Raw genomic sequence first — 15,303 nt, forward strand, 5'->3', positions numbered from 1 at the left:
TGGACGTACCGATCTGCCCGTCACTGTTCAGGTCCTGATAGAAGCTGGTCTCCAGAGTCTTGAGGCCAGAGTCCGTACCCGACACCGAGCCACCCCACGTGGAGCCGGTCAGGGAGCTGACATGGGACACGTAGTTGCCGTTATTATCGGTGTTCCACGCCGTGTACTGACCGGTGCTCGTCTCCTTCCAGGCAACTTGATAGCCCGTCGCCGTCTTCTCCGCGCCAATTGGAGTCCAGGTGCCATCGGACCCGCCCACGAAATCCACGCCGTTGTCCTTCAGCGTGGGCCCGGTGCCGGTGCTGCCGTTGAGGTAGTATTTGCCACCATTCTCAACGAGACTTGTCACACCCGCCGATTCGATGACCTTGCCAGTCGTCGGCGTTGACGGCGTCGGGGTGGATGCAGTGGAAGTACCGGTCTGCCCATCACCGTTCAGATCCTGGTGGAAGGTCGTCTCGAGCGACTTAAGGCCAGAGTCTGTCCCTGACACCGAGCCGCCCGACGTGGAGCCGGTCAGGGAGCTGACATGGGAGACGTAGTTGCCATTGCTGTCAGTGTTCCACGCCGTGTACTGACCCGTGCTCGTCTCCTTCCAGGCAACCGCATAGCCCGTCGCCGTCTTCTCCGCACCGATGGGAGTCCAGGTGCCATCCGACCCGCTCACAAACTCCACACCGTTATCCTTCAGCGTGGGGCCCGATCCGGTGCTGCCATTGAGGTAGTATTTGCCGCCGCTCTCAACGAGAGTCGTCGCGCCAGCCGCCTCGACGACCTTGCCGGCAGTCGGTGACGTCGGCGAGGTCGGTGTGGTTGGCGCCGAGGTACCGCTGATGCTGGCAGTGAAGGTGGTGGACGCCGCGCCGGTATTGCCTGCTGCGTCCGTTGCCTTCACGGTAAGGCTGTGCGAACCGGCCGCAAGGGCGCTGGTTGTATAGCTCCACCCGCCAGTGCTGTTGGCCGTCACGGTCCCGATCTGGGTCGTGCCGTCGAACACCTTCACGACGCTGCTCGCTTCGGCACTGCCCGACATCACCACTTGATTGGCGGTGTTCACGGTATGGCTGGCAATGGTCGGCGCAGTCGGCGCCTTGGTATCGACGGTGATTGCCAACGCAGACGATGCCGCGCTGGTCTCACCCGACGAGCTGGTCGCCGTTGCGGTCAGTGTATGTTTGGCGTCGGTCAGGACCTTGGTGATGTAGTCCCAACTGCCGCCCGAGTCCGTAGTCGTCGAACCAATCTGGGTCGTACCGTCGTAGATCTTGACCGTGCTGCCGGCCGCCGCGGTGCCCTTGAGCTCGATGGTGTTGTCGTTGGTAATCTTGTCGCCCGCGGTGCCGCTGTCGGTCGAGAACGAGGCGATGACGGGAGCATCCGGCACAGTTGGGCCCGAGCCGCTATTCGCCGATGTGTTGAGGGTCGCGATAAGGCTCCCGCTGTCATCCACGTTGCCAGTGTAAACCGGGGAGTTGCCGGTGAATGCGGTCGGGCCCCAATAACCTCCGCCCATGTGATTGTTCGTGATCGAGACTCCCGTGACCGGTCCGCCGTTGAACTGGGCCGAGCTGTAGATGTTGTAGCCACCACCATACAACAGATTGTTGTCGACAACGACGTTCGAGACAGGCCCGAAATAATTGTCGATCATGATCGCTGCCGTTTGAGTGTGGTCGTTAATGACCGTGTTATGGCGGATCGTGATGTCGTAGTTGTTCCCGTCAATCGAGATTCCGTCGTAGTGCGGGGATCCCGATGCGATCATATCGTGGATGTAATTGTCCTGAATGAGGGTATTCCCCCCATCCACGCCGATCCCATTCTCAACGTTGTAGATGTTGTTCGCGATGAACGTTCCTTGACCCATGATTCCATAGTCGCCGTCGTTGCCCGAGCCGACGCCATTGATCTCATTGTGCTGGATCACCGCACCCGTAACGCCGGGCGCAACCCTCACGGCGTAGAACGCATTCGTCGTGACCTTGCAGTTCTCCAAGGTGACGTTCGGAGCGTTGATGAAGACCGATCCATGGATGTCGAGGCCGCTGATCACGGCTCCCGCGGTATCGATGACCAGGTCCCCGTAGTAAGGAGTGAGGGCCACACCCGCCGACACCCCAGTGTTCGTAGCATCAGGCCACGCAGTCATAGTTGCCAAGATATTTTTCTCCTTCGGTTAAATCCGACGTGCAGGGCGCACGTAGGTGCGCCCTCCCCAAAAAGGCGCGCCACGGCCGGTGTCATGCTCCATCCGCGGGGGCTTTTTTGGGACAAGATGGCGGCGCCACTTGGGTCATTTTTCGGGTGCGACGCGCGATCAAATTCAACCGCGATTAAAAAACCCGAAGTAACACCGCCATATAGGCTGCAACAGATTGCGGGTGTTCGCGCGTTGCCACAAGAGCACACTGCCAACTTATTCACTTTAATCTTCGCAGAGGACAGCGAGCGCCCGGCTTCTCGTTATCGATCGGCATTCTGTATATTTAATTGCAATATATAAATCTAAGACCTCACTAAAAAGGTCGCCGTCACGATCCCGCCAGACCACGATTGGCATGGAATCGAGTCGCTCGGTTCAACCGACCTCGCACGAACACGTCAGCAGAGGGACTGCGAACTACCGACGCTCGGGGCGTGGTGCCGAAGTCTGTCCGGGGCCATTTTGAGTGCGGCCAATTAGACTGCATAGCCTCCCTTGCAGCGCGCGCTGAGCCGTTCATGCTCTGCAATTGATGTCCGCTGAGACCAGGCGCGCCGCGTTGCCGCGGCAAGGCACGCTTGAAGATGCAGCCATTTCCACCTGGTAGAGAAGCCGGCTTTCATCGCCATGGACGACCTCACATGCGAGCAGTCTGGTCTGGACGGCGGAATGGCAATCGGCCACAATATTCTCGTGCATCGAGGTGGAGCTTTGCTAGGCGGCAGATTGTTTCATTTCTACCGATCGGAAGTGATGACCCATGCATTATGTACGCAAATCCATTTACGGAATACTCGATCTAATTTTGACGCCCGTCGTTTTGCTTTTTGCGCCGCTTGCTGTCCTCCTGGGTCGCCTCCGTGATCGAGCTCCCTTGTCGAGGTCTGTATGCGACAGATTTCAGTTCGCCATTGTGCGGCATCACTATTATGAACCGATCGTTCTCGCGAAAGACCTGAAGCGCGACCTAGATATTCCGCGAGAAATCACCGGGCTGAATTTAAACGAAGCGGCGCAGCTTGAACTGATCGAGCAATTCAACTACCGCGACGAACTGCTCGAAATTCCAACCGTTCAAAAGAGACCCGACGAATTCGGGTACCACAACGGCTCGTTCGAGGCTGGAGACGCCGAATTTCTCTATAACATGATACGTCACTTCAAACCCAAACGGATCGTCGAGGTCGGGAGTGGCAATTCGACCCTCATGGCCCGCCTCGCGATAGAGGCGAACGGGAGGGACAGCCCGGGCTACCGATGCGAGCAGATCTGTATCGAACCGTTTGAGCAACCGTGGCTCGAATCAGCGGGTGTCACGGTCCTTAGAAGAAAGGTCGAGTGTTGCCCCGACAGCCTGTTTGAGGCGCTGGGCGAGAACGACATCCTCTTCATCGACTCCTCACACATCATTCGCCCGCAGGGCGACGTCCTGCACGAATACCTGCACGTACTCGGCCTCCTCCGTCACAACGTGCTTGTGCATGTCCACGACGTCTTCACGCCGCACGATTACCCTGCTCAATGGCTCCTTCGCGATCGCTGGCTGTGGAATGAGCAATATCTCCTAGAGGCCTTCCTGAGTTTCAACGCACATTTCGAGATCATTGGCGCAGTCAACTGGCTTGCACGCAATCACAAGGCTCGGCTGAACGACGCATGTCCGGTTCTGATGCGCGAACCGTGGCGGCAGCCAGGATCATTCTGGTTCCGGCGTGTGGGCAAATAGGCGACCTGTGGCCGCAGATGATTTACCGAGGACCAATGGTGCGGCCAGTCGCGCTATCTACGTTTTCCCGCCAGACCGGAACGTTCTTCACAATCGAACTATAGCCCCACTTCCCTCTGCCCATCCGGTTCTTCGTAAAGGAAACTCCAGCGACCGAGCCGCCATTGAATTGCGCTGAGCTGTAAACCGTATATCCGCCGCCCGTCAGAAGGTTGCCGTCGACCTCGATATTCGAGATCGGTCCGAAATAGTTGTCGATCATGACCGCCGACGTCTGCGTGTGCGCATTGATGACCGTGTTGTGCCTGATAACGATGTTGGAGTTGCCGCCATCGATCGAGATGCCATCATAATGCGGAGAACCGGACGCAAGCAGATCGTGAATGTAGTTGTCCTGGATGAGCGTATCTGACCCGGATACACCAATTCCGTTTTCCACATTGTAGATGTTGTTCGCGACAAACGTACCCTGACCTACTATGCCGTAGGAGCCATCATTGCCCGAGCCGACGCCATTGATCTCACAATTCCGGATCACTGTGCCCGTCACACCCGGTTCAATCCTCACGATGTAGAATGAGGCTGACGTCACCTTGGAGTCTATCAACGTCACGTTCGGCGCCTTGATATAGACGCGGCCTTGAATGTCGAGGCCCGAAATAGTTGCGCCAGCCTGGTCTGCCACGACGTCGCCCGAAGGCGTTAGCTTCACATTCGGACGCACTCCCGTATTCGTTGCGTTGGGCCAACCGGAGTTGGAGATCTGGTCGCCCTCGGCTGCGCGCGCAACAACGCGATCTGCTTCGAGACACACGACGACCAACAATAGAAATGCCTTAAGAATGATCGGCAGCCGCATCTGGAAGTGCCCCCCGACTTGCGTTCGCTATTGTGCCATCCGCGCCTTCGGCCGGCCCATCTCGCCTTTCAACCCCGCGACAAGTCCTTGGACCGCTGCGCGACTGTTGTTTGGCGCGCCCTGCAGCAAGAACCTCAGTGCGTACATGAGGGAAACCGCGACTCGAAGAGGCACCGACCACGGGAAATGTCGTCGCACGAAGCGAACGGAATTGCGGTGCTGCAGATAGACGGAGAGCACCGGGATCGCCGATGAAGCTTCGGCCGATCCCGTCGTCGTGCCTCGTTTGTGAACGACGATCGAATCGGCCGCGTAACCGAGCCCCAAGTGTCTCGCGCGAAGCCCCCAATCCATATCCTCGTAAAACAGAAAATAGCTTTCATCCATGAAACCGATCCGCTCGATGCACCAACGGGTGACGTACATCGATGCCCCCGAAGGGCTATCCATCGCGTCTTCGACGGCGGCGATGTTGCAGGACACGTTGAGAAGTTCTCCCAAGCCGATGGCAACGTCTCTCGCCGCCAGCTTCTGCCAAGAAAGCCCGCCGCGAAATCTCACGTGGGCTGCGTCGAGGCTGTCGACGATCGTGCTGCCCACCATCGCCTTCCGGCCGGACTCCGCCCGTTCGTGTAGCGACGCTAACGCGGACTCGGTCGGCTGGGTATCCGGATTGAGAATCCAGATGGCCCGCCAGGAGGGTATCGCGGAGAGCGGGCGCAGCCACGCGTTAATCCCGCCCGCGTAGCCCAGGTTATCGGAGGCGCACCCAACCCAGACATTTGACGACCTGACTCGCAGAGCCAGGCGCTGAACGTTGGTAAACCGACTGGTGTTGCTGTCTATCTCGATGCCAAGGGATTGGCCCCGCAGGCAGGGGCCTCCGTCGCTCGTCAGCGCGGAAACCAGGCGGTGATAGGCATCATGACCACCATTCTCGCAGATGAAGATGTCGAAGGCCGGCGAAGGCGTCGCATGCGATAGCGCCGTTAGGCAATCAACGATGTCCTGTGAGTTGCGATAGCCGACGATGAGCACCGCGACCTCGGACACGAGGCTTTCCGCCGGCCCGGAGGAAGCATCAGTTTCGCTAACCTTCATTCCGGCCGTCATGGAGAGCTTTCGACCTGATCATTTAATTTATTATACATTCTCGTAGCTTTAAATGCTCGACATTGCAATCAGATTTATTTTGTTTAATCTAAAGCAACTGAAAGGCGGTCTGCCCCGGCAAGGTCCTGTCGTCATGAATTTGAAGCCGTTTGCTCGTTTCGCATATGCGAACATCCCCGGCGTTGCCGCCGCGCGATTTGCATTCAAGGACGCGACGGCCTCATACCTTGCAAAACCGGAGTACGGGGGTGCTATCTGGACCGCCAGGACTGATGGCTTGATTATCGACATCGGGGCGAACCGCGGACAAAGCATCTACGCGTTCAAGAGGTTTCGGCCGAAATCGAGCATCGTCGCGTTCGAACCCGAGCCAGTCTCGGCCGAGCGGCTCAAACTCCGCTTCGCCGGGGATCGATCCGTTTCGATAGCCTCCTGCGCTTTGGGAGCCAAACCGGGCACGATTACGCTCTTCGTTCCCTCATATGGATGGTGGGGCTGCGATGGGATGGCGGCGACCTCCCGCGAGGCGGCGACCGAGTGGCTGAGCGATAGCGGCCGCATGTACCGGTTCGACCAGTCCAAATTGACTGTAGGCGAACACACAATCGAATGTCGCACGCTCGATTCCTTCTCCTTGTCGCCCTCCCTGATCAAGGTCCACGCTCAGGGCGCCGAGCTGGAGATCCTGCGAGGATCGGAGCACACGCTGAGGCAGAACAAGCCAGCGCTGATGTGCGCCTTTGCATCTGACGACCTTTCGGCATTCGTCGCCGACATTGGTTATCGGCCATACGTCTTCCAGACCGGGCGCTTCGTGAGAGGACTAGCGCCGCGTTCGGTCACTTTCACGTGGTATTTGACTGATGCTCACAGCCGCCGCGTCCAGATCGAAGCGGGGTCAGCGGACAAGGCGGTTCTCTCATGAGCGTCACGGCTGCCGGCGGTGAGTTCGGCCTGACGAGTACGGCTCTGCCGAGAGCCCTCGAGCGCTGCAGTACGCTGCCGGCTTGGCTGCTACTGATCGGCGTCATTCTGCCGGCGGCGCAAGTCCAGCTTTACGTCGCCGATGCGAAACTCACGATAGGACGGATCGGTATCTTGCTCCTCATAATACCTGCCGTGGCAAGACTGTTCAGGGCCGGTCGGCACACCCTTGCCTCAGACTATCTTGCATGTGCCGTCGCAGCTTGGATGTTCGCAGCCGCCTACTACACGAGCGGGCCGAGTGCGATTTCGTCGACCGGGGCCGAGAGCCTCGAATTTCTGGGCGGCTACCTTGTGGCGCGGGGATTTTTCTTCGGCCCGGCGGCCACTTACGGCTTCATTCAGCCATTCAAGCTGGTGACCGCCTGCGTTGTCGTACTGGCGCTTTTCGATAATCTTTCGGGCCGGCTCATCGTTCAAGAAATGTTCTCCGCTGCCTTCGGCAGCTCTACGACGCTCTCGCCCGACTATAGGCTCTATTGGGTAAGAGCCGCCTCGACGTTTGACCACCCAATTCTGTTGGGCACCTACTGCACCGTCGCTTGCGCAATCCTCCTGTTTTCGGAGCAACACCCATTGTCGAAGATGCTTTGGGCGGGTCTTTGTGTTTTCGGCTGCCTCTTGTCGTTGTCCTCCGCGCCCCTATTGTCGTGCTTCATTGTCTTGGCGCTCTACCTTTATGATGCGGCACTGAAACAATATCCAGGCCGATGGCGCGCACTCCAATTGTGTCTTGTCACGATCGTTCTCGTGATCCTGGCAGTTGCCAATCACCCGCTTGGCTGGATCATTTCCCACCTGACCTTCGATCCGGTGTCGGGCTACTTCCGAATGTTGATTTGGGACGCCGCCACACAAAAGATCATGGAGTCTCCTTTCACAGGATATGCATTCGGCCCGCTCAATCACGACATTCTCGATACCACGGTGGATTCGGTCTGGCTGGTGTTTGCACTTCGGTTCGGACTTCCCATGATTTTCTTTCTTGTCTTGACGAATATTGCGAGCATCCTCCCCGTGAAAAGTCGCTTCAACGGCGCAGTGGAGGATCCCAGGGCGCCAGATCTACGCATCGCGTTCACCGTCGCGATGGTGATGCTCATGTTCACCGGGCTGACGGTCCACTACTGGAACTATCTCTGGATATTCTGGGGCGTCTGCAGCGGCATCAGGGCGTCGCTGCGGGAGTTCTCGATGTACAAGGCTTAGCCCCATCAAGCGGTCCAAGCGCAGCAAGCCATTCGGAATCGGGGCCGAAACGCCAGCTCTGAAGCCGCCCCAGAGCTGGTCACATCGTCCTTAGCCGCTCGATCGCAGGCCGCAACAATTGCCACCCGCGCGATCCCAACTGCCGTTTGCAGGCGAGAAGCCACCAACGACGCGATTTCGTGACCGCAGGATCCAGCTTTGACGCAATCGCCGAGAGGCGATCCGATAGTTCAACGTCGCCCTCATTGAAGGCACGGCTCGCACAACTGATTGCGTCGAGCGCCAAGCGGCCCATCAACCAGGACCGGACATCATTGACGTCAGGAAGCACCTCAGAGCAGCTTTCTAGGAAATGCTCAAGCGCCAGCCTGCGTTGAAAGAAGTCCTGCTCGGCCGAATATCCGCCTGACATGTTGGTTGAATGTCGTCGATAGACCGCCTGGATGGCATCGATAAAAGCGACGGAACCATGCGCGGCGAATCGCAACCACATCTCCATGTCGCCGCTGTGCGTCAAATCCGGTAAGTATCCTCCCACTTTCTTCTGAAGGTTCGTTCGCACCACGACGGTCGGAGCCACCACCATATTTCTGGCGCCCCCGATCCTGATGAAGTCCCGGCCGGATAGTATCTTTGTACCAGACCCGAGTTCCGGAGGCGAAGCCACGACCTCCTCACGCCCCTGATAAAGCGCAACCGCGCCGCCAAACGTGAGGCCGACGGTGGGATGCTCATCCATCAACCTCACCGACCGCTCAATCGCACCGGGCATCAAGTAATCGTCCGCGGAGAGCAGGATCATGTAGTCCGAAGCGGCCCAGGCAATCCCCTCATTGAAGGTGGCGATGTGGCCGCGATTGACGGAATGCCTGCGATACTCGACCCGAGGATCAGCACGAACCAGTTCTTGCGCGACCTGAGGCGTGTTGTCCGTCGACGCATCATCAATGATCAGCAGCCGCAACTCGGATCCGCACTGCTTCAATATGCTGTCGGCGCATTCCTTGAGGAAATGCCCGTACTGGTAACAGGGAATGATCGCATCGACGGAACTCACGGCGTTTTCCACCCCCGCCAGAGGTCCTCGGACCGGACGTTCCATGAAGCTTGAGTTCCGCGTCACGATGTTCCTCACGCGAAGTGACATACTTGATTCTGCACCTTAAGCAGATCGACGAAAATAATACCAGCTATTTAATTGGATTTTATAGTGAGCGCAATATATGTTTAATTGCTTGGTCGACGTGCTATTTGTCCCATCAGGAAATCGAGACGGGCGGCGTTTGAACCCATGACGGGTCTTAGTCAAAACGACCTTTCCTTAAGGGGACGTGCGACCCTTTGGGCACAGCGAAACTCCTGGCGGCTGCCCCAAGGCCTAAGGCGTATCGCAAAAAAACTGTTCATCGGCAGCCAGCTGACGTCCGGAAGCGACCGCCTTGTCGATGACTGGTCGAAACCGCTCGTGCCATACGATTCGATGGTCGCGCCGAACGCGCCGGCGGTGCCCGCCTCGAACCCGAACAGCGACGTGTCGAAGCCTGGCGACCTTCTTGTTTCACCAGGAAGTGTGCATTGCCTGATTGTCACTCCGGTGCTCGACGCTGGAGGCCTCGATGAACTTGTCGCTTTTCTTGCACGGCGCCTCCCTCATTTCGGGTTTCGCGTGACGGTCATGTGCGCACATTCATCGTCAGCGCCGGTCGGCCAGTTGTTCACGGCCTTGCAGAAGGAGGGCGCAGCAGTCATCGCCGTCTGGCCGGGCGACGCTTGCCTATGGATCGAAGCGAACCGTCCCGACGTCATCAGCGCGCACGATCCGCCTGGTTGGCTTCTGCAGGCCGCCAATGACGCCCGCGTTCCAATCGTGGAGACGCTCCACGGTATTCCAACGCCCATCAGCACGAATTGGAAGGACGAGGGCCAGCGATCGAAATTCGTCACCTGCTTCGTCGCGGTCAGCGACCTCGTGAGGCGTCAGTACCTGTCGGGCAATCCGTCCTATTCAGGTCGCGCGGTTATCACCATCCCCAATGCATTCAACCAGACCCACCGCCCGTTGGTGAACCGGTCGGAAGCCAGGGCCTGGCTCGGCCTCAATGAAGAATTTCTCTTCCTCTCGCTCGGCCGTCACACGATCCAGAAGAATGCATACGGCCTGATCCGGGCATTCTCCGAAGTCGCAGAGCAGGACCACAAGGTCCATCTGCTGATCGCCGGTCGCCTGGACGATGCCGTATACATGCGGCAGGTGCGCACGCTTCGCGACAAGATGCCTTGCAAGCAGCGAATTCACCTCCGGCATTCGTTTCCAGATCCGTCCATCCTGCTTGCCGCTGCCGACTGCTTCGTTCTGAATTCCTTCTTTGAGGGATGGTCATTGGCCTCCATGGAGGCCTTGAGCGCGGGGTTGCCCACGATTGTGAGCGACGTCGGGGGTGCCCGTGAGCAACTCGGCTCGGACGGCAGCCGGGGATTCGTTGTGGCGAACCCGGTTGGCGATCCCGAAAGCGCGAATTGGCATAACTCAAGCCTCATGCGATTTCAGCCGCAGAAGAATAAGGACGAACTCGTCTCGGCTATGAGGTCAGTCGTCGCACTCCGAGATCATTGGTCGGCAATTCGGGGACAACTGTCGGAGGATGCAAAGCGCCGCTTCGATCCTCTCACATGTTCCAAACGGCATGCGGAGGTCCTGCTCTCGGTAATTTCACGATCTGGGATCAAGAGTGAATTCGCTGACTGTGGTCGCCCGTAGTCGATGGCCAGACGCGTATGGCGCGTTTTCGAGACCTCCAGCGGCCCCTCACCGCCGTTAGCTGATCAACCGGTTCTTCTTCCAATTGATCTTCGGTTGCGCAACAGATCCGCCGGTCGCCTCACCAGCCATAATGTACTGCTTTGCCAAATGATGGCTCAGGACTCCGAGGGTAAGACTATCCAGCAGCTTGGATTTTGGACCTTCAATGCCCGTAATCAGACCATCCTTGACGACCAAATCTGAGTCGTTGAGAAGCTCGACCGCGCTGTCTTCGACAAAGAACTTCAAATGAGTCCGGTCAAGGATTCCCGAATCAGCGTACGCAAATCGACGCCGGAAAAGCAGGGGAAGCGTCACGCTCAGATGCGCGATGTTCGGAACGGAAACAATCACGCGCCCACCATCCATGAGAAGGCTTCTGGTGATGGCCTGAAGCGTGCGAGTTGGATCCGGAACGTGTTCAAGGACATCAAGCAACAAGATGAGGTCAAACTTGCTACCCACGCGTGAGATCAAATCGTCGATGTCTCCGATCATCGCGACATCGGCATGCTCTTGCAGGTCAGCCTCGAGCGCTTGATTGAGCTCGACCCCGAATGTCGTAGCGGCGGGGTAGATCGACTTGAGCCACATCAGAGTGAAGCCTGCGCCAGGCCCCACTTCGAGTATGCGAGAGGCGCGGCTCGGCAGCAACGGCCGAATCTCGCGGCGGGAGCGGGTATAGTAGTTCTTTGCAGACGAACCCTGCGCTGCATCAGCGTGTCCCCGCATGTCGCCGATTTCGATTCGGTTGGTGGCTTCCAAGCTCATTGGACGGCGCTCCCTCCGGAAACCTCCATTTGCTCCATTCCGCGGGCCTCGCGGGCGGACGGCTTTGGCGATCCACGCCTTGTAGCAGTTGCGACAAGGTCTGACGCAAGTATGGGAGACAGGAATCGGAACGTCGGACTGACTCGATCCGGAGCGCACCGTTCAATCTTCTCGATCGCCAGACCGGCCTGCGCACACCACGTTCGAAGTTTTCCGACCGTCGTGTCGTGGATCCCCACAGAATCGAAGCTGCCCCAACGCCGAAAGACGTTGCTGGATCTCGCGCATTTCCAGGCGTAACGGAGCGACGGCCGGTTTGGCGCGCATATGATCACCCGTCCGTCGGGAGCCAAGAGATCAGCAAACAATCTGAGCAGATGTGCCGGATCACGGACGAATTGCAAGACATCGACGAAAAGCAGCCGGTCGAACCGCTCCGTTGCGATTTTTGCTCTGGCCGTGATGACGTCCCCTAACACCACCTCAGCCCCGAGCTCGGCCAAGCCGTTGCCCACAACGGGATCAAGGGGCACCGCCACCACCCGGTTTCCTCTCTGCAGCAGCCGGCGCTCGTTTGCAGCCGAGCAGGATCCAATCGATAATACGGCGGCCTTTTCCGGTACACCGGACAATACTTCGTCCCTGGCCGGCTCGTAGTAGTCCTTCGAGTACATGCTGTGCCAGAGCCTCGTCTCGGCACCGAATAGCGGAATGACGGTATTTCCCTCACGCGCAATCTGCATCAGGACGGACAGTTGTGCGTCCAATTGCTTGCGATCGACGCCGAGCCGGTTGATATACTTGTTCGGTAAATGGTGGGCCGAAAAATCGTCGATATGGGAAATCGGTATCAGCTTCTTGAAGCCACACTGGGTGAATGGATCAGTTGCAGCGGTGCAAGGCAGGTCGTACTTGCCTTCATGGGGCGCGACCAGAAAACCGCCGGACGCAATTGCTCTCGCAAGCTGCTGCTGGGTGAGCATATAGCTGGCAGCATGCTCATTGGTAAAATGAGCGAGAAGGTAATGTCCCCTGGACGTTACCGACGTACAATCCCAGTGGAAAGAACCGTGGGCCTGCGGATAATTCAATTCGCCGTTTGACGCTCTCTCGACGAGCATCCATCCGGCAACCTCGTCTTCAACCAACACTGCAGTGACGTCGAGAACCGCTCGAATATTCCTTTCAGTGACCAAGATGTCGTCTTCGGAGTAGATGAACAGGTCATACTGATCAACTCGCGCTGCAAACAACTCTTTGTGCGCGAAGGGAAGCGACCAGGGATTCTTGTTGGGAAGGCCAACGATACACTCAATTTCTGCTGCTGGCTTCTTGTTCATGTTGGATATGATCATGATATCCACGTCGAACGACATGGACCGGTATTCCCTGATCACCCGATCCAGGTAAGCATCATTGGCGGTCCCATAGCTCGCGATCACGACTAAAAGTCGCAATGCCTTCTGATCGGCGATCCCCGGGATCATCGTTCCACCTCTGCCCGCACCGCAGCGCTCACCCGCGCAGTATCTTCCGCGCTCATCTGCGCATAGATGGGCAGCAAGATCGATCGATCCTGGGCAAGCTCGGATTGACGTAACTCCTGTCTCCTGTTGAGGCCCGCATAAGGCTGCTCGCGGTGGGCGCACATGATCCCGCGGCGAGTCGCGATGCCCTTGTCGAGGAGATGCTGCATGACGACGCGTTGGTCGAGGCGGTCCGGGAGACGAACGCAATAGCTCTGCCAGTTGGATCTGGCCCACGCCGGTTCGCTTGGTAGCCGCAGTCCTTCCAGATTGCCGAGCTGTTCGGCATATCGAGCGGCAACGGCTCGCCGGCGCGCCACCAGGTCTGGAAGTCGCTCGAGTTGTCTGCGCCCAATGGCGGCCTGCATATCTGTCATTCGGTAATTGTAGCCGACAACGACGTACTCCTCGAAGATCACGCTCGACGAGCTGTGTCGCACCGTATCCGGAACGCTCATGCCGTGCTGGCGCAGCAGCTTAAACTTCCGGTCAAGCTCGGCATTCGCAGTGGTGAGCATTCCACCCTCACCCGTCGTGATCACCTTTCGCGGATGAAAGGAAAAGCACGCAATATCTCCGTGCGGCGCGCCGATCGGCGCCCATTCTCCGTTCATCCGGATCTGCGATCCGGCGGCACAGGCCGCATCCTCGATGACGGCGATGCCGCGGCGGCGCGCTATGGCCATCAGCGCTGCCATATCACAAGGCATGCCCATCTGATGGACCACGATGATCGCGCGGGTGCGCTCGGTGACGGCTTCCTCCAGTCGGGCGCAATCCAAATTGTACGTTTCCGGCTCGATATCGACAAAAACCGGAGTGGCGCCCTGATGTCGGATGACGTTTGCGGTCGCGATGAAGGAATGGCTGACCGTGATTACCTCATCGCCGGGACCGATATCGAGCGCTGTCAGGGCGAGTTGCAGGGCAGTCGTACAATTGGAGACCGCACAGGCGTGCGGCGCGCCAACAAGAGCAGCGAACTCACGCTCGAACGCGGCGACCTGGGGGCCCTGCGAAACCCAGCCCGACAGCACGACCGCGCGCGCGGCATCGGCCTCTTCGTCCGCAAGCAACGGGGCGGCGATCGGAATCACGATGCCGCCGCCTGTCGCTGACGGTCCGAACCGAGCTCGCGTTCGGATCGCCACCACTTGACGAGATCGGAAAGCCCCTGCTCGAGCGAAATCGTGGTGCGGAAACCTAGCAAACGCTCCGCCTTGCCCGTTGAGGCCAGCCGTCGCGGCACTGGATTGACCGAGCGCTCCGGCGCGAATTCGGGTGTCAGGCCGCGGCGTCCCATCACGGACGCAAGCACCATCGCCAGCTCCGTCAGGCTGGTTTCGGTGCCGCTCCCGACGTTGAAGACCTCATCGGTGACCTTTGACTTCGCCGCAAGGATATTCGCCCGTGCGATGTCGCGGACGTGGACGAAGTCCATGGTCTGACGGCCATCGCCAAAGATGATGGGAGGCAAACCGGCTTCCAGCCGCTCCATCCAGCGGATCAAGACCTCAGTATACCGTCCGTGGATGTCCATCCGGCTGCCATAGACGTTGAAATACCGGAATGCCACATAGTCGAGGCCCCAGGCATCGTTAAAGGTCCGCAGGAGCCCTTCGTTGAACGCCTTGGCGGCTCCATAGAGAGTTCGATTATTGTAGGCATTCTGCCGCTCTGTCGTCGGAAACTCTTCGGCCATGCCATAGACGGATGCCGAAGACGCCGCGATGATCTTCTCGATGTCATGCTTGATGCACAGCTCCAGCAGGTCGAAGGTGGCATCCACCATGACCTCCTTGGCCAGGCGCGGTTCGGCTGCACAATGGGTGATGCGGAGCGCGGCCTGGTGAAAGACGATGTCAGCCGCCTTGACCAATGCTTCCATCAGTTTGCGATCGCGAATGTCGCCATGAACTAGTCGTACAGGCCCACGCCCGAGCGCGCGTCGGAGATTCTCCGGCCGGCCTCTGATCATGTTGTCGAGGGCAACAATCTCGATGCAGCCCTCGTCGCAAAGCAGGTCGACGATGTGGGAGCCGATGAATCCCGCCCCGCCGGTGACCAGAACGCGTTTACCCTTGAGATCAATCAAGACGCTCTCCTGTTGTG

General features: G+C 58.4%; 12 protein-coding genes. 4 read left to right on the plus strand and 8 right to left on the minus strand.

Annotated elements, in window-relative coordinates; translation table 11 throughout:
- Positions 1-2,116, minus strand: a 2,116-nt coding sequence (locus tag I6F17_RS36250) for an Ig-like domain-containing protein (RefSeq protein ID WP_225190472.1), incomplete at its 3' end; no start/stop codon positions are given.
- A gap of 847 nt (positions 2,117-2,963) precedes the next feature.
- Between I6F17_RS36250 and I6F17_RS36255 the strand changes: the two genes are divergently transcribed.
- Complete coding sequence (locus I6F17_RS36255; RefSeq protein ID WP_036045180.1) at positions 2,964-3,929, plus strand: class I SAM-dependent methyltransferase; 966 nt, start codon at positions 2,964-2,966, stop codon at positions 3,927-3,929.
- Between the two features lie 22 nt (positions 3,930-3,951).
- On the opposite strand, the gene I6F17_RS36260 is transcribed toward I6F17_RS36255, so the two are convergent.
- Positions 3,952-4,788 (minus strand): right-handed parallel beta-helix repeat-containing protein, encoded by an 837-nt coding sequence (locus I6F17_RS36260; protein WP_050992031.1) that lies wholly within the window; start codon positions 4,786-4,788, stop codon positions 3,952-3,954.
- 27 nt (positions 4,789-4,815) lie between these two features.
- A complete protein-coding gene (locus I6F17_RS36265) occupies positions 4,816-5,901 on the minus strand; it encodes a glycosyltransferase family 2 protein (protein ID WP_225129132.1) in 1,086 nt (361 codons plus the stop codon).
- A gap of 52 nt (positions 5,902-5,953) precedes the next feature.
- Here I6F17_RS36265 and I6F17_RS36270 point away from each other — a divergent pair, with 52 nt between their 5' ends.
- Both I6F17_RS36270 and I6F17_RS36275 read left to right on the plus strand, forming a co-directional pair.
- Positions 5,954-6,826, plus strand: a complete 873-nt coding sequence (locus tag I6F17_RS36270) for an FkbM family methyltransferase (protein WP_225129130.1) — start codon at positions 5,954-5,956, stop codon at positions 6,824-6,826.
- Positions 6,823-8,094: a hypothetical protein gene (locus tag I6F17_RS36275; RefSeq protein WP_225129128.1), complete on the plus strand. Its 1,272-nt coding sequence runs from the start codon at positions 6,823-6,825 to the stop codon at positions 8,092-8,094. The genes I6F17_RS36270 and I6F17_RS36275 overlap by 4 nt, the downstream gene beginning before the upstream one ends.
- A gap of 79 nt (positions 8,095-8,173) precedes the next feature.
- Here the strand turns inward: I6F17_RS36275 and I6F17_RS36280 are convergent, their stop codons facing one another.
- On the minus strand, positions 8,174-9,151 hold the full coding sequence (locus I6F17_RS36280) for a glycosyltransferase (protein WP_225129126.1): 978 nt from the start codon (positions 9,149-9,151) through the stop codon (positions 8,174-8,176).
- A 234-nt stretch (positions 9,152-9,385) separates the two neighbouring features.
- Between I6F17_RS36280 and I6F17_RS36285 the strand changes: the two genes are divergently transcribed.
- Positions 9,386-10,852, plus strand: a complete 1,467-nt coding sequence (locus I6F17_RS36285) for a glycosyltransferase family 4 protein (protein ID WP_225129124.1) — start codon at positions 9,386-9,388, stop codon at positions 10,850-10,852.
- A gap of 57 nt (positions 10,853-10,909) precedes the next feature.
- Here I6F17_RS36285 and I6F17_RS36290 read toward each other — a convergent pair whose 3' ends face one another.
- From I6F17_RS36290 to I6F17_RS36305, 4 genes are read right to left on the minus strand one after another with little or no spacing between them, the layout of a single operon-like run.
- On the minus strand, positions 10,910-11,665 hold the full coding sequence (locus tag I6F17_RS36290; RefSeq protein WP_225129122.1) for a class I SAM-dependent methyltransferase: 756 nt from the start codon (positions 11,663-11,665) through the stop codon (positions 10,910-10,912).
- On the minus strand, positions 11,662-13,152 hold the full coding sequence (locus tag I6F17_RS36295) for a methyltransferase domain-containing protein (RefSeq protein ID WP_225129120.1): 1,491 nt from the start codon (positions 13,150-13,152) through the stop codon (positions 11,662-11,664). Before I6F17_RS36295 ends, I6F17_RS36290 begins: the two co-directional genes overlap by 4 nt.
- Positions 13,149-14,288 (minus strand): DegT/DnrJ/EryC1/StrS family aminotransferase, encoded by a 1,140-nt coding sequence (locus I6F17_RS36300; protein ID WP_225129118.1) that lies wholly within the window; start codon positions 14,286-14,288, stop codon positions 13,149-13,151. The genes I6F17_RS36295 and I6F17_RS36300 overlap by 4 nt, the downstream gene beginning before the upstream one ends.
- Positions 14,285-15,286 (minus strand): NAD-dependent epimerase/dehydratase family protein, encoded by a 1,002-nt coding sequence (locus I6F17_RS36305; protein WP_050992033.1) that lies wholly within the window; start codon positions 15,284-15,286, stop codon positions 14,285-14,287. Before I6F17_RS36305 ends, I6F17_RS36300 begins: the two co-directional genes overlap by 4 nt.
- Between the last annotated feature and the right edge of the window lie 17 nt (positions 15,287-15,303).

The sequence above is a fragment of the Bradyrhizobium sp. NBAIM18 genome (assembly GCF_020193825.1).
In the GTDB taxonomy this organism is placed as follows: domain Bacteria; phylum Pseudomonadota; class Alphaproteobacteria; order Rhizobiales; family Xanthobacteraceae; genus Bradyrhizobium; species Bradyrhizobium yuanmingense.

What these genes read in the sequence shown, in the direction of transcription:
- I6F17_RS36290 (WP_225129122.1), bottom strand. Translation starts at nt 11,665, where the DNA reads ATGAGCTTGGAAGCCACCAACCGAATCGAAATCGGCGACATGCGGGGA.
- I6F17_RS36265 (WP_225129132.1), bottom strand. Translation starts at nt 5,901, where the DNA reads ATGACGGCCGGAATGAAGGTTAGCGAAACTGATGCTTCCTCCGGGCCG.
- I6F17_RS36295 (WP_225129120.1), bottom strand. Translation starts at nt 13,152, where the DNA reads ATGATCCCGGGGATCGCCGATCAGAAGGCATTGCGACTTTTAGTCGTG.
- I6F17_RS36285 (WP_225129124.1), top strand. Translation starts at nt 9,386, where the DNA reads ATGACGGGTCTTAGTCAAAACGACCTTTCCTTAAGGGGACGTGCGACC.
- I6F17_RS36275 (WP_225129128.1), top strand. Translation starts at nt 6,823, where the DNA reads ATGAGCGTCACGGCTGCCGGCGGTGAGTTCGGCCTGACGAGTACGGCT.
- I6F17_RS36260 (WP_050992031.1), bottom strand. Translation starts at nt 4,788, where the DNA reads ATGCGGCTGCCGATCATTCTTAAGGCATTTCTATTGTTGGTCGTCGTG.
- I6F17_RS36255 (WP_036045180.1), top strand. Translation starts at nt 2,964, where the DNA reads ATGCATTATGTACGCAAATCCATTTACGGAATACTCGATCTAATTTTG.
- I6F17_RS36270 (WP_225129130.1), top strand. Translation starts at nt 5,954, where the DNA reads ATGCTCGACATTGCAATCAGATTTATTTTGTTTAATCTAAAGCAACTG.